This is a genomic window from Glacieibacterium sp. (genome assembly GCF_965200405.1).
Lineage (GTDB): Bacteria > Pseudomonadota > Alphaproteobacteria > Sphingomonadales > Sphingomonadaceae > Glacieibacterium.
This window is the reverse complement of the sequence record NZ_OZ241356.1, coordinates 2775571-2790088: the sequence shown is the minus strand read 5'-3', so window position 1 is coordinate 2790088 and position 14518 is coordinate 2775571. Positions and strand designations below refer to the sequence as shown.

At 64.0% G+C, this 14518-nt stretch carries 10 protein-coding genes; 6 read left to right on the top strand and 4 right to left on the bottom strand.

Going from position 1 to position 14518, the window contains the following annotated elements:
* Positions 1–54: 54 nt before the first annotated feature.
* The 4 genes from ACOFKW_RS12960 (at position 55) to ACOFKW_RS12945 (ending at position 6034) form a co-directional block, all read left to right on the top strand.
* The gene (locus ACOFKW_RS12960) at positions 55–630 is read left to right on the top strand and encodes a 2Fe-2S iron-sulfur cluster-binding protein (RefSeq protein ID WP_419816940.1); all 576 of its coding nucleotides are present in this window, start codon (positions 55–57) and stop codon (positions 628–630) included.
* Positions 627–1613, top strand: coding sequence for an FAD binding domain-containing protein (locus ACOFKW_RS12955; protein ID WP_419814564.1), 987 nt, complete (start codon positions 627–629; stop codon positions 1611–1613). Before ACOFKW_RS12960 ends, ACOFKW_RS12955 begins: the two co-directional genes overlap by 4 nt.
* Complete coding sequence (locus ACOFKW_RS12950; RefSeq protein ID WP_419814563.1) at positions 1610–3943, top strand: xanthine dehydrogenase family protein molybdopterin-binding subunit; 2334 nt, start codon at positions 1610–1612, stop codon at positions 3941–3943. Before ACOFKW_RS12955 ends, ACOFKW_RS12950 begins: the two co-directional genes overlap by 4 nt.
* A 180-nt stretch (positions 3944–4123) precedes the next feature.
* The gene (locus ACOFKW_RS12945; RefSeq protein ID WP_419814562.1) at positions 4124–6034 is read left to right on the top strand and encodes an NPCBM/NEW2 domain-containing protein; all 1911 of its coding nucleotides are present in this window, start codon (positions 4124–4126) and stop codon (positions 6032–6034) included.
* 25 nt (positions 6035–6059) lie between these two features.
* On the opposite strand, the gene ACOFKW_RS12940 is transcribed toward ACOFKW_RS12945, so the two are convergent.
* From ACOFKW_RS12940 to ACOFKW_RS12930, 3 genes are all read right to left on the bottom strand, one after another.
* Complete coding sequence (locus ACOFKW_RS12940; protein ID WP_419814561.1) at positions 6060–6434, bottom strand: hypothetical protein; 375 nt, start codon at positions 6432–6434, stop codon at positions 6060–6062.
* Between the two features lie 64 nt (positions 6435–6498).
* Entirely contained in the window at positions 6499–7752 is a 1254-nt protein-coding gene (locus ACOFKW_RS12935; protein WP_419814560.1) for a mandelate racemase/muconate lactonizing enzyme family protein, read from the bottom strand.
* A 34-nt stretch (positions 7753–7786) separates the two neighbouring features.
* Positions 7787–10558, bottom strand: a complete 2772-nt coding sequence (locus ACOFKW_RS12930) for a TonB-dependent receptor (RefSeq protein ID WP_419814559.1) — start codon at positions 10556–10558, stop codon at positions 7787–7789.
* Positions 10559–10939: 381 nt separating this feature from the next.
* Here ACOFKW_RS12930 and ACOFKW_RS12925 point away from each other — a divergent pair, with 381 nt between their 5' ends.
* Positions 10940–12358: an MFS transporter gene (locus ACOFKW_RS12925; RefSeq protein WP_419814558.1), complete on the top strand. Its 1419-nt coding sequence runs from the start codon at positions 10940–10942 to the stop codon at positions 12356–12358.
* An 8-nt stretch (positions 12359–12366) separates the two neighbouring features.
* The gene (locus ACOFKW_RS12920) at positions 12367–13443 is read left to right on the top strand and encodes an MBL fold metallo-hydrolase (RefSeq protein ID WP_419814557.1); all 1077 of its coding nucleotides are present in this window, start codon (positions 12367–12369) and stop codon (positions 13441–13443) included.
* An 8-nt stretch (positions 13444–13451) separates the two neighbouring features.
* On the opposite strand, the gene ACOFKW_RS12915 is transcribed toward ACOFKW_RS12920, so the two are convergent.
* Positions 13452–14477 carry an SMP-30/gluconolactonase/LRE family protein gene (locus ACOFKW_RS12915; protein ID WP_419814556.1) on the bottom strand — a complete coding sequence of 342 codons (1026 nt, stop codon included), beginning with the start codon at positions 14475–14477 and terminating at the stop codon, positions 13452–13454.
* Between the last annotated feature and the right edge of the window lie 41 nt (positions 14478–14518).

The window sequence follows — 14518 nt, the reverse complement described above, 5'->3', positions numbered from 1 at the left end:
TTGTTGACGATATTCCGAGCAACTAGATGCGCGGCACAGAAGGAGGCACAATCAATGCCCATCCAAGTGAACGGCTTAGCGGTGTCTGTCCCCGACGATCCGCGCGTTTCCCTACTAGACCTGCTGCGCGAGCATCTGCACCTGAGCGGTACCAAGGTCGGTTGCAACCAAGGCGCGTGCGGCGCCTGCACCGTGTTGGTCGATGGTGAGCGCATCATCTCGTGTCTGGCGCTCGCGGTCCAGTTCGAGGGCCGCGCGGTGACGACGGTCGAAGGCTTGAGCGAGGGCGGTGTGCTCCACCCGCTACAGGCCGCCTTCATAGAACACGACGGCTTCCAGTGCGGCTATTGCACGCCGGGGCAGATCTGCTCCGCGATCGGCATGGCGGCCGAAATCCAGCGCGGAATCCCCAGCAATGTGACGCATGACCTCGCCGCCGAGACCGTGGCCATCGACCGAGCCGAGTTCCAGGAGCGCATGAGCGGTAACTTGTGCCGATGCGGCGCGCATAACGGCATCATCGATGCGATCAGCGAAGTCTATGGCGACGAGGTCTATGGCAGCGACGTCCAGGGCAACGAGCCTGGCTCGCATGACCGACTGGCGCTGAACAAGGAGCCAGCCGAATGAACCCGTTCACCTATTCGCGCGCCGGTGATGCTGCCCGCGCGATCGACCTCGGCGCCGTGGCCGGTGCCAAGTTCCTAGGCGGCGGCACCAACCTCGTCGACCTGATGCGCGAGACGGTCGAGCGGCCGAGCGCGCTGGTCGATGTCACTGGCTTGTTCGACACGATCGACGAGCGTGACGACGGCAGCCTGTTGATCGGCGCCGGCGTCAGGAACAGCGCGCTGGCGGCGCACCGTGCGGTCCGTACCCGCTATCCGGTCCTTGCCCGGGCGATCCTGGCCGGGGCAAGTGCCCAGATCCGCAACATGGCGACGGTCGGCGGCAACCTGCTCCAACGCACCCGTTGCACCTATTTCTACGACACCGAAGGATCGCGCTGCAACAAGCGCGAGCCCGGCGCAGGCTGTGACGCGGCTGGCGGCTTCAACCGCATTCATGCAATCCTCGGTGCTTCGGAAGCCTGTGTGGCGACCCATCCCTCGGATATGTGCGTAGCGTTGGCTGCTCTGGATGCGGTGGTCCATCTCCGCTCCGCGGATGGCGAGCGGCAAGTGCCGATGGCCGATTTCCATTTGCTGCCCGGCGACAGGCCGGATTTGGAGAGCGTGCTTCAGCCCGGCGAGCTGATCACCGCGATCGAGTTGCCGGCTCTCGGCTTCGCGGCGCATTCGACCTATCGCAAGGTCCGCGACCGCGCGAGCTACGCCTTTGCGCTGATCTCGGTCGCTGCGGCGCTGGAGGTCAGCGGCGGGAAGGTCGGCGATGTTCGGCTGGCGCTCGGCGGCGTGGCGCACAAGCCGTGGCGAGCATTCAAGGCGGAAACGATGCTGAGAGGCGGACCGGCAACTTTGCAGGCGTTTCGCGCCGCAGCCGATGCGGAACTCGCGGACGCGAGGCCGCTCAACGACAATGGATTCAAGATCGAGCTGGCGGCCCGGACCATGACCGCGGTGCTGGCCGAACTGGCAGGAGTCACCTCATGAGCAACATCCTCGAAGACGCCAAGGATGCAGTCCAGGGCCTCGTCCAGATGGCCAAGCAAAGGGCCGTCCAGCTTGCGCCCGACAGCTTCATCCCTGGCGGCAGGCCGGACCCGCTGATCCGCGAGCAGCACGGAAATATCGGCAAGCCGCTGTCACGCCTCGACGGTCCGCTCAAAGTGCGCGGCGCGGCGCCATTCGCGGCCGAGTTTCCGCTGGACGGCATGCTGTATGCCTCGATTGCGTTCAGCAGCGTGGTCAAGGGACGGATTACTCGTGTCGACACGTCGGCGGCGGAGGCCGTGCCGGGCGTGGCGCTCGTGATGACCCATCTCAACGCCCCGAAAATGGCGAACGTGCCGCTGTTCATGACGCAGCCGAAGGCGGCCGGTGGCATCGACCTGCCGATCATGCAGGACGACCGAGTCCACTGGAGCGGCCAGCCGATCGGACTGGTGCTGGCAGAGACGCAGGAAAGCGCGGATCACGCCAGGTCCCTGCTCCGCTTCGAATATGCGACCGAGGCGTCGGTGACCTCGTTCGCCGCGGCCAAGGCGAAGGGTACCGAGACCGGGCAGTTCATGGGCCAGCCACTCAAGATGGACAAGGGCGACGCGGACAAGGCCCTCGCCACCTCGCCGCACACGGTCGATCGCACTTACACGACGCCGCGCCACAGCCATAATGCCATCGAGCTCCATGCCTGTACGGTCGCTTGGGAGGGCGATACGCTGCGAGTCCACGACGCCTCGCAGCTGGTGTCGCACACCGCCTGGAGCCTCGGCCAAGTCTTCGGCATCGAGGAGGAGCAGGTTCACGTTACCTCGCCGTTCGTTGGTGGAGGCTTCGGTGGCAAGTGCCTGTGGTGGCACCAGGTCCTGGCTGCGGCAGGGGCCCGATTGTCTGGTCGTCCGGTACGCCTGATGCTGTCGCGCGAAGGCGTTTACCGGATCGTTGGTGGTCGTACTTCGACCGAGCAGCGCGTCGCCATCGCGGCGCAGGCGGATGGCACGTTCGATGCGTTGCTCCATACCGGCACGGTGGTGATCAGCCCGCACAACGCGATGCCCGAGCCCTTCATCCTGCCGGTAATGAGTGCCTATTCGAGCGGCAGCCTCAAGTTCGACCTGGAAGTCGCGACGGTCGACATGCTCGCCAACACCTTCATGCGTGCGCCGGGCGAAGCAGTCGGCACCTTTGCGCTGGAGTCCGCGGTCGACGAGCTTGCGGTCGAGATGGGCATGGACCCGATCGAGCTGCGGCTGAAGAACGAGCCGGAGACGGACCCGGTCACCGGCGCGCCGCCATCGCAGCGCGATACCGAAAAGGCTTACCGCGATGGCGCCGAACGTTTCGGCTGGTCCAAGCGCGGCGCTCCCGGCGAGCGGCGCGAGGGTGAGTGGCAGATCGGCATGGGCGTCGCGACCGCGACCTATCCCTACCACCGCATGCCCGGCGGTGCAGCGCGCATGATCCTGTCGCGAGGTGGCGCAGTTATCGTCGAGATCGCCGCGCACGAAATGGGCATGGGCACGATGACCGCCCATACCCAGGTGGTCGCCGATCGGCTGGGGCTGCCGCTCGACAAGGTCGAGTTTCGCTATGGCGACAGCTTTCAGCCCGGCGTGGTGCTGGCGGGCGGATCGCAGCAGACCGCGTCGATCGGCTTCTCGGTCATCGCCGCGCATCGTGAACTGGTCTCGGAGTTGCTCAAGCTGGCTGGTAATGATTCACCGCTGGCCGGGCTGAAGGCTGAGGAAGTTGGAAGCGTCGACGGCGGGCTCGCCAAACTCGATGAGCCGGAGCGCCATGAAAGCTACGTTTCGATACTGTCGCGGGCGCAGCGCGATGAGCTTGTGGTCGAAGGCTCGGCGCCGCCACCGCTCGAGCTGCAACACTGGTCGATGCACAGCCACGGTGCGATGTTCTGCGAGGTCGCCGTGAGCGTGATCACCGGTGAGGTCCGTGTGCGGCGCTTCCTCGGCTCGTTCGACTGTGGTCGCATCCTCAACCCCAAGACGGCAATGAGCCAGTTCCGCGGCGGCATCATCATGGGGCTGGGCCTGGCGCTGATGGAGGAGACGCAGTTCGACGAACGGCTCGGTCGCATCATGAATCCGAGCCTCGCGGAATATCACGTGCCGGTGCACATGGACGTGCCCGAGATCGAAGTGATCTGGACCGATATTCCGGATCCTCACGCACCGATGGGAGCCCGCGGTATCGGCGAGATCGGAATCACCGGCGTCGCCGCGGCGGTCGCCAACGCAATCTACAATGCGACCGGCAAGCGGATCCGCGACCTGCCGATCACGTTGGACAAGCTCATGTAGTTCAAAGGGTCGGGCCTGGGCGGCAACGCGCTCGGGCCCGACTTCGATGCGGGCTGAGCCGAACAGTATTACCCCTACAACTATTGACGCATCGCACCGGTCGCTTCTTATGCGCCAGTCAGGTCGAGACCACGCAACGGTTTGGTCCGAGCTTGATTGCACGTAATTTGGGGACCGATCATGATCCAGCCGCTCAAGACCATGGTCGCGGCCGCCGCATTGATGGCGACGCCCGCGCTCGCCGCCGCCGCCGCCGATCCGCTCGCGCCAACCGGCCGCTGGTCAGCCTATACCTCGGGGCAAGCCGCCCTGCCCCCGATGGGCTGGAACTCGTGGAACGCCTTCTTCACCAAGCTGGATGAGGGCAAGGTGCTGGGCTCGGCGCAGCGCATCGTCGACAGCGGGCTGCTCGCCAAGGGCTATCGCTACGTCAATCTCGACGACGGCTGGTGGCTCAAGCGTCGCCTGACCGACGGCCGCATCCAGATCCGGCCCGAGAAATTCCCGTCCTCCGTCGTGGCGCCGGGCGAAAGCTCGTTCCGTCCGCTGACCGACAAGCTCCACTCGATGGGCCTCAAGGCCGGCGTCTACACCGATCTCGGCCGCAACCTGTGCTCGCAGGCCTATGACCCCAAGGATACCAACCTGCCGGTCGGCACCGTCGAGGAGCGCGAGGTCGGGATTTACGGCCATATCGACCAGGATATCCGCCTGTTCTTCAAGGACTGGGGCTTTGATTACCTCAAGGTCGACGGCTGCGGCATCCGAGCCTTCGCCAAGGGCAGCGAGCAGGTCAAGTCGGGCGAATACCGCATCCTCGACCCGCTGATCGACCAGCAGTTGGTGACGCGCAGCAACGTCCCCGCCGTGCAGGGCATGTTCCGCGAGATCAATGCGGCGCTCGTCCGCTACAATCCAGACGGCGACTTCCTGCTGTCGCTGTGCATCTGGGGCTCGGCCAACGTCCGCGCCTGGGGCAAGGATTTCGGCAACGCCTCGCGGACCAGCGACGACATCGTGCCGAAATGGAGCCGCTTGCTGACCAACTTCGACAGCGCCTCCCGCCGCGCGCTTTACGCGCATCCGGGCTCGTGGAACGATCCCGACATGCTCAATATCGGCACCGGCGAGTTCGACGCCGAGCACCTCACCGAGGCGAAATCTCACTTCGCGCTATGGGCGATCATCAACGCGCCGCTGATCATCGGCACCGACCTGCGCGTCGCGCCCAAGGCGCTGATGGACATCTTCGGCAAAGCGGCGATCATCGCCGTCAACCAGGACCCCGCCGGCAATCAGGCGACCATGGCGTACGACAGCAACGATGCGCAGATCCTGGTGAAGACGCTCGCGTCGGGCGAGAAGGCGGTTGCCGTGCTCAACCGCACCGATGCGCCGCTCGAGGCGACCCTGACCTCGGACCAGCTCAAGTTCCTCGACACCACCGACGTCGAGACGACCGACCTGTGGACCGGTAAGCGCGATCGCTTCCGCAAGGAAACCAAATTCACCCTGGCCGCGCATGAGACGCGGATCATGCGGGTGAATGGCACCCGCCAGTTTCCCGACGCCCTGTACCTTTCGGAGCAGCCCGGCAGCGTCAATCCTGCGGTTGAGGGGCTGACCCGGCCGCAGCCCGACCCCTTCATTCACCGCAGCGCACAGTCGTGGAAGGGCATGCGCGGCCCCGGCGACCGGCCGCTCTATGCCGGATGGGGCGGCGCGCAGCCCGACGCCACGCCTTATGGCCAATTGCTTCAGATAGCGGGCAAGCGGTTTGCCAACGGCATCGGCATCCTTGCCGGTTCACGGCTGGAAGTGCGAAACAAGTCGTTCGCGACCTTCACGACGCAGGTCGGCATCGACGATTCAGCCACCGACAAGACCCAGACTGTGCGGTTCGCGATCTATGGGGACGGCAAGCTGCTCGCCCAGAGCCGCCCGATGCGCTGGGGCGAGGCCTCGGCACCGCTCACCGCCAATGTCGCGGGCGTGAAGATCGTCGAGCTGGTCGCCCGGGCCTCGGGCAAGGATACCGACAATTTGCCGGTGACCTGGGGCGACGCAATGCTGAACGGCAAACACTCCTAGGAGCGCCTGCCGCAGCGGTACATCGTCAGTTGGCGGGCATCGTCGCCCGAATTTCGGCGGCATCCAGAAAGCCGTCGTTGTTCTTGTCGGCCTTTTTGAACATCGTCGCCGAGGCCGCGGTATAGGCGGCATGGGTGGCCATGCCCTTGGCGTCGACCGGCGTGCCGTCGAGGATGACCTTTGCCATGTCGACCTGATCGGCGGCCTTGACGCTCTCGGCGCCGTTCATGACGTAGTTCCAGCCGCCTTCGCGAAACACCGCATATTCGGCCTGCGTGACCTTGCCGTCATGGTCCGCGTCGGCGAAGTCGAACGGGTCGAAATCCTGCGCATAGGCACCAGAGCCGCCGGCAAACGACAGGCTCGCGACGCACGACATCAAGACGATCTTCAAGCGCATTCCGCCCTCCCAAAGGTTAGAGAATCGTCTCTACGCTTGAACCCTCGGGCTTGTCGACGGGCGCTTACCACTGGGTGTAGGAGCCGTCGGGACGCAGGTTCAGCGGCATGCCGACCTGGTACTTATTGTACTCGGCGATCTTCACCAGCTTGCTCATGTCGAGTTCGACACCAAGGCCCGGCCGCTCGTTCGGCCACATCTTGCCGTTGCGGAAGTCGTACATCTTGGGAAGATAAGGGAAAGTCCGGCTGCCATCGCCGAGCATCTCCATCAGCGCCGGAACCGAACTGGCGGTCAGACAATGAACCAGCGCCGCTTCGGCGATCGGGCTGGTGAAATGCGGGATCATGCCGACATAGTGCGTCTCCGCCATCGCTAGGATCTTCATATATTCGCTGATGCCGCCGGTGTTGGGTAGTGCAGTGCGGACGTAGTTGATGAGCTCGCGCTCGATCAGCGGCGCGACGTCCCACTTATAGCCGAACTGCTCGCCGACCGCGATCGGCTGACTGGTCAGCTTCCGAATGTTCTCGTAGGAGCCGATGTTCTCGCTGCGGATCAGGTCCTCGATAAAATACGGGTGCAGGTCGGCGCTATCCATCATGCCCGCGAGCCGGATCGCGTCGGAGGGATCGAACTCCGTATGGAAGTCGAGCGACCAGCTGCCGTCGCCGACGGTCTTCTGCAGCAGCACGCAATCGTCGAAGATGGCGCGCACCAGCTTGAAGCGATCGACGACGCCGGTGCGATTGTCGGTCGAATGGCGATAGACGCGGAAACCGGCGGCGATGCAGGCACGTGCCGCATCCTCCAGCTTGCCGCCCGGCGGACGCGGGAATGCCGTCGAATAGCATTCGATATAGTCGCGCGCCTTGCCGCCGAGCAGCTGCCAGAGCGGCACGCCCAGCGCCTTGCCCTTCAGATCCCAGAGCGCGAGATCGAGGCCGCCCAACGCATGGAGTTTCTCGCGGCCCGCGACATAGTGCATGCCGCGCACCATCCGCTGCCAATGCATTTCGGTGCGGAACGGGTCGAGCCCGATCATCATCGACGCGCATTCGGCCATCGACGTCGGCTCGCCACCTTCGCCGATGCCGCGCAGTCCGGACTCGGTCTCGATGACGATGACGTTGCTCGACTGATTGATCATCGGCTGGCCCATGCGGCCGTTCGAATCTCCGGTGTTGCGGTAATAATGGACCGCCTTGATCTTGTCGGGCTTGAGACCGAGCGCGTTCGCCGTGCCGGGCAGCCACAGCCCGGCGGTGGCGACGGCACCAAGGCCCTTGAGAAGTGTCCGCCGGTTCCACGAGGTCATAGCTTGTCCAATCCTGATCACTGCGTCGTGCAGCCTAGAGTTTGAAGGTGACGCCGGCGGTGAAGGTGCGGCCGTTGCGCAGGTCGAACAGCGTGTCCTGGCGCTGGGTGTCAATATACTGGGTGCTGAGCTCGTCGGTGAGGTTCTGCGCCTCGAACAACACCCTGATCTGCGGCGTCAGCTGGAACGATACCGACCCGTCGAGGTAGAAGGCCGCCTTGTTGGCGATGACGTCGCTGTCGGCGGCGCCCGAGGGCACTGTGCGGATGAAGCCCGACCGGTAGTTGCCGGTGACCCGCGCGCTGAAGCGCTTGTCCTCGTAGTAAAGCGTGCCGCTCGCCGATTTCCGTGACAGTCCGACGAGGTCGGCAGTGGTCGTCAGGGTGGGCACGCCGTTGGTGCTTTGCAGGATGTAGTTGATCCTCGACTTCACCAGCGTGACGCTGCTCAGGATGCCGAGGTTGCCGAGCGCGCCAGGCAGAAAGCGCAGCGGCGCCTGCGCATTTAGCTCGACGCCCTGCAACAGGCCGCCGGGGGTGTTGGCGAGGCGCGAGATGGTGAACAGCTCGTCGGGCGTCGTCTGGGTGTTGGCGAGCAACGTGTTCGGCAGGCCGAGCTGGCTGAACGGGATCAGCGAGTTGATGCTCTGGATGTAGGTGCTGATATCCTTGCGGAAATAGGCCACCGACAGCAGCGAGCCGGGGGCGAAATACCATTCCAGCGCCGCGTCGTAGGTGGCAGCGCGGATCGGCTCGAGGAACGGATTGTTGATCGAGCCGCGCCGGCCGACGGCATCGACGCCGCTGCTCGGGATCAGCGGGGCAAGCTGGGGCCGCGACATGACCTTGGCGGCCGCAAGCCTGAGCAGCAGGTCGGACTTGAGCTCGACGACGATGTTGGCGGAGGGCAGCCAGTCCGAATAGCTGCGGCTCGCCTCCGCCAGCTGGCCTGCGGTCGGATATTTCGAGCCCGCCGGGGCCGCGACCGGGATGTAACCGAAGGAGAATTGGTCGGTGTGGACATAGCGGACACCGGCGTCGCCGCGGATGACCAGGGGCATGATGTCCTCGGTATTGAAGGTCACCATGCCGTAGCCGCTCTTGACGGTTTCCTTGACGCCGGACGGGCCGGAGCCGCACTCGACGCCGCAGAACCAGCTGTCGTCGAGGCCGACGACCGTGGAATATTGGGCGAGGTCGCCCGCCACCCAGCTCGCCGGGGCGCCGTAGCCGAGCAGCTTGTCGAGCTTGGTGACCTGCACGTCGAAGTCGGCGATCGACTTGCCTGCGGGCAGCAGCGGCGTCGCCTGGCGGGCGGGGTCGAGGCTGCGTTGGGCCGAGGTGTAGTCGCTCTGGCGGTACTGGCCGCCGAAGGTGAGCTTGAAGCCGGGCGTCACCTCCCATTCGCTGTCGAGTTCCAAGGTCTTGTTCTTGGTGTTGCGCTTGAGCTTGCGGTCGCTCCAGGTGCCGTAGACGGTGCCGTCGGCGGTGCCCGGCTTGTAGCTGAAGTTGGCCGGGTTGGTGATGTCGATGCCGTAGGTGATCTTGGGGATCTCGGCGCCGTTGCGGAAGTCGACCGCGAAGCCGTCGCTGTCGTTGGAGTCGATGTTGACCCAGCCGCGACGGGGACTGACGAACGGCGATTCCGAATAGCCGGCAAGGCCGCTGATCTTGAACTGGTCGGAGAAGCGGTGGTCGAAGCTGAACGTGCCCTGCTTGAATTCCGAGACATAGCGGTCGATCCAGCGCTCCGACCGGATGTCGACGCCGTCGTACAGGCCGTAGACCACCGAGCCCTTGGAGTTGATCTCGATGTCGCGGACCGAGACCATCGGCTGGCCGCTGTTGCTGGCGGACCGGGCGAACGACAGGCCCGAGATGTAGGAGTCGTTCCGCACCACGTCGAAGCGCGAGTAGAGACCGTCGATGCTGATATTGGTGTTGTCGTCGGGCTGCCATTGATAGCTCAGCGAGCCGCCGATGCGCTTGGCATCCTGCTGGGAGTCGAGATAGCGCGGCAGGCGGGGGAAGAAGGCGCCGCCGCCGGGCTGGCCGAGCGGGCCGAGGTGGCTCTGAATGGTGTTGTAAGCGGCGGTCGTGCCGGTGCGGGGATTGCCGGCGCTGCAGTTGAGCGCATCCGTCCCGCGCACCGCGTTTTTGGTCGGGTTCTGCGGCGCCACCCCGATCGGCGAGCAGAAGCCGCCATTGACCCAGGCCGGCAGCACCAGCACCGCCGAATAACCCACGTCGCGCGTGTGCCGCCGGCCGTAGGATCCCGAGGCGAGGATGCCCATGGTCCCGTCGGCGAAGGTTTTAGAGATCAGGCCAGACAGCCGCGGATCGGCCTTGCGCCCGATCTCGTTGTAGATCAGCCGGCCGGTCGCGGTCAGGGCAAAGTCGGTCTTATAGTCGAGCGGATGCGGCGCCTGCAGGTCGACCGTAGCGCCCAGCGAACCCTCCTCCGTGTTCGCCGAGGGTGTCTTGCGCACCGACAGCGAGGTGAAGATCTCGGACGGGAAGACATTGAAGTCGAAGCTTCGTCCGTTGTTACCGCCGCCATAAACGTCGGAAGCACCGGTCTGCGAAGTGCCCTCCATGCCATTGATGCGGACGCGCGTGAACTCCGCCGCTAGGCCGCGGACAGTGATGTTCCGACCCTCGCCGCCGTCGCCGCGGGTGAGCGATACGCCAGGCAGACGCTGCATCGATTCGGCCAGATTGCTGTCGGGGAACTTGCCGATATCTTCGGCCTTGATCGTGTCGACCGCTGCCGCATCGGTCCGCTTCTCAAGCAGCGCGCTGGCCAAGCTAGAGCGAAAGCCGGTAACAACGATGTCAGTCTCCGGCGCTTTGTCATCCGACGCCGGTGTCGTCTGCGCTGACACCGCATGTAACGGAGTCAGCGTCGCGCATAGCGCGATAATCGAAACAGCATGCCTCGCGGCAGCTCTTGGCTTGAACATGGCGATCACCCCCAGGATTATCTTGCGTCGTCGGACTCTGCGGCCCGTAAGCTTAAGATGCGCTGGCCGGCTCTTTCCGTAATCAGTGGGGAATTTTATTATGCTGACCGTAGTGTGGAGTAGCGTTGGCGTTTTTACTGAGCGTCAATCTCGTCCGGCCCCGAGGGTCGAGACCGGGCGGCCAGCAAACAGGGAGCGGATTCGGGGATAGACTTTACCGCTCGGTTGCTGCAGTCCTTCGCCACGGCTGTGCCAGCCTATGAACAAAACCGCGGTCAGCGGTACGGCGTGGCAGCATTTCGAATGTTGGGGAGGTTGATGGCTAAGATCGGGCGTATTCGCTGGTTGATGGTCGTGATGGCGATGATCGTTGCCGCGGTTTCCTATCTGGACCGCGCCAACATCTCCATTGCGGCGCCGTTCATCAAGGTCGATCTTGGACTGAACGACAAGCAGCTCGGCATCATCTTCAGTGCGTTTGCAGTTGGCTACGCCCTTTCACAGCCGTTCGCCGGGCGGCTGGCGGACCGTTACGGGCCGCTGCGGACGATCGCTTGCGGCATGGTGCTATGGAGTGTCCTGACGTCGATTACCGCGATGGTGTCCTCCAGCATGGCAGGCGCGCTCGGTGTGCTGCTCGGCGTCCGTTTGCTCCTCGGTGTCGGCGAATCGGTGATCTTTCCAGCCGCGAACCGGCTTGTCGCCAACTGGATTCCTCCGAAGGAACGCGGCCTGGCCAACGGCCTGGTGTTTGCCGCGGTCGGTATCGGCGGCGGCATGGCGCCGCCATTGATCACCGCGGCGATCAGCATGGATGGCTGGCGATGGGGTTTCTGGATTTGCGCGATGTTGGGCGTCGTCATGCTGGCGGTGTGGCTGATCGTGGTGCGCGACCGCCCCGAAGATCATAAATGGGCTACGCCCGCCGAGCGCGCTTTCATCGAAGCTGGCAAGGCCGAGCGCGGCGTCGTCAATTCGAACGGCCTCGTCAGCTGGGCGACCGTGATCGGCAACCGCCAGGTGCTGCTGCTGACGATCAGCTACTTCTGCTTCGGCTATGTCGCCTTCATGTTCTCGACTTGGTTCTTCATCTACATCTCCAGCGTCCGGGGGTTGGATCTGAAATCCAGCGGCATCTACGCGACTTTGCCTTTTATCGGCATGGCGATCGCCTCACCCCTCGGTGGCGTGATCTCTGATTGGCTCGCCAAGCGGACCAGCGAGTGGAATGCCCGTTGTCTCGTCGCAGCGATCGGTATGTTCATGGCCGGCGGCTTCCTTGCTTTTGCCCCCCAGGTTGCCGATGCGCGGTTGGCAAGCTTCGTTCTCGCTTGCGGCTCGGGCTCCATGTACCTGTCGCAGAGCGCGTTCTGGACGCTGTCGGCCAATCTCGGCCGTTCGTCGGCGGGCTCGGTCTCGGGCTTCATGAACATGGGTTGCCAGCTTGGCGCCGTTGCCGTGTCATTTGCGACGCCGTTTATCAAGGATGCCTGGGGCTGGTCGGCACCCTTCGTGGTGACCGGCATCCTTGCTGCCATTGGCGGAGCTGCCTGGTTACTGATCGATCCGACCGCAGTGCTTCGCGAGGAGCCGGGCGATCGTCGCGCAGATGCCCTGCCGAGCGGCAATCTGATCAAAACCTGAAACGACCAATGCGTCCGGGTGAAAACGCCCGGACGTCGTTCCGCAAAAGGAACGCCGACGCATTTTCTGGGGAGAGATCGATGCACCGCTTAATCACCGTCGCAGGCGTGTTACCTGCTTTATTGATCGGATCGATGGCGACTGCCCAAGTACCGCAAGGCGAGATCGACGCGCACATCGCCGCGGCCCGTACCGCGGCAGGGATGAATTACCGCAATACCTTCATCAACCTGTGCCTGCCGAGCCCGCCGCGTCCTGCTACCGCTCGTCCGCTCGGCGCCGGTGGCGTGCTGGTCGTGCCGGAACCGGATCGCGCCAACTGGTATGCGCCGCCGTTCAAGGTCTTCGACAATCTCTACTGGCTCGGCACCCGACAGCATTCGTCGTGGGCGCTGCGGACAAGCGCCGGCATCATCATCATCGACACGAACTTCGCGTGGGCGACCCACCCCGAGATCATCGACGGGTTGACCAAGCTGGGGCTCAACCCACGCGACATCAAATATGTCGTGCTGAGCCATGCACACGGTGACCACGACCAAGGGGTCGCCGAATTGCAAAAACTGTACGGCGCGCATGTGATCATGGGTGCGCCCGACTGGGCGTCGACCGTTGCGCGGCCTGCGACTGTGCCCGGTGGCGTGCCGAAGCAGGACATCAGCGTCGGCCGCGACGGTTACACGCTGACCCTCGGCGACGAGACCATGAAGATCATAGCGACCCCCGGACATACGCCTGGCACGCTCTCATACGTCTTCCCCGTGAAGAACAAGGGCAAGGAGGTCATGGTCGCTTACTCAGGTGGCACGCTGACAGGGCAGTTCGGCAAGGACGCGGCGCGCTGGGACGAGTATATCGCGTCGCAACAGGCGTTGGCCGCAGCAGCCAAGGCGGTCGACGCTAGCGTCATCCTGTCGAACCACAGCGAATATGACGACGCCTATACAAGGGCCCGCTTGATCTCGGCCCCCCGTCAGGTCGGCGAGGGCCATCCGTTTGTCTCAAGCCCGCAAGAAGTGCAGAACTACTTCACGGTCATGACCGAATGCGCGACGGCCTCCAAATTGAGGGCCGCCGCGCTCTAACAAGGGCGTCAGGGGTAGACGTAAAGCGGCATCTGCCCCGCGCCTGCCAGCTTGATCCTGTAGATGCTGGTCGATGCTGTGAGATAGGCGGTCTTGCCCTTGTCGGCCCAGGCGAGATTGGCAGCGACGTCAGGTAATACGATCTGGCCAAGGACCTTGCCCTGTGGCGAGATGATGCGAATACCACCCGGACCGGACGCCCATATATTACCGCTGGCGTCGACCTTGAGGCCATCAGGGACGTCGTCGGCGGTACCGGGATAGGACACCAGAGCCTTGCCGTTCGATACCGAGCCGTCGGCTGCCACATCGTAGCGCCACAACGCCATCGCCGGGCCGGAATTGTTGACATACAGGATCTTGCCGTTGGGCGAGAAGCCGATGCCGTTTGGCCGTGGCAAGCTCTTGATGACCGCTGTCAACTTGCCGTTCTTGTAGCGATAGACGCCGTTGAACTTGATTTCCTTGGCAGGGTCGGTGTCCTGGCCGCGCAAGCCGTACGGCGGGTCGGTGAACCACAAGGCGCCGTCCGGCGCGAAGACCAGATCGTTGGGGCTGTTGAAGCGCTTGCCCTCGAAGCGGTCGAGATAGGTCGACATGACATGGTCGTCGCCAAATTTGACGATCTTACGGCCGGCATGCTGGACGGCGAGGATCTTGCCGTCCTTATCGGCGACCATGCCGTTCGAGCCCTTGAAGCCGCTGGTTGATGGACCAGTCGGGCCGCCTGAGTTCTCGATCAAGGTAGAGTGCTTGCCATCCGCAGTCATGGCGACGATGCGGCTGACCGGCAGGTCGGCGAACATCAGGCGCCCCTTGTACCAGATCGGCCCCTCGGCAAAAGTGAAGCCGGTTGCCAGTTTCTCGATCTTCGTGCCCGGCGCGATTATCGCATCGAGACTGGGGTCGAGACGCTTTACCGTCATGGCGCCCTTAACCGCGACCGCCGCCGCAGGACTAGTCGCTGCTGCGGTTGCAACCGGAATCGCGAGAGCGACTAGGCCGGCGAGCGCGAAGCGTGTCGTTGTGCCCAAGATATCCTCCAAGATTGTTCGGTCGATCGATCGTCTACGCA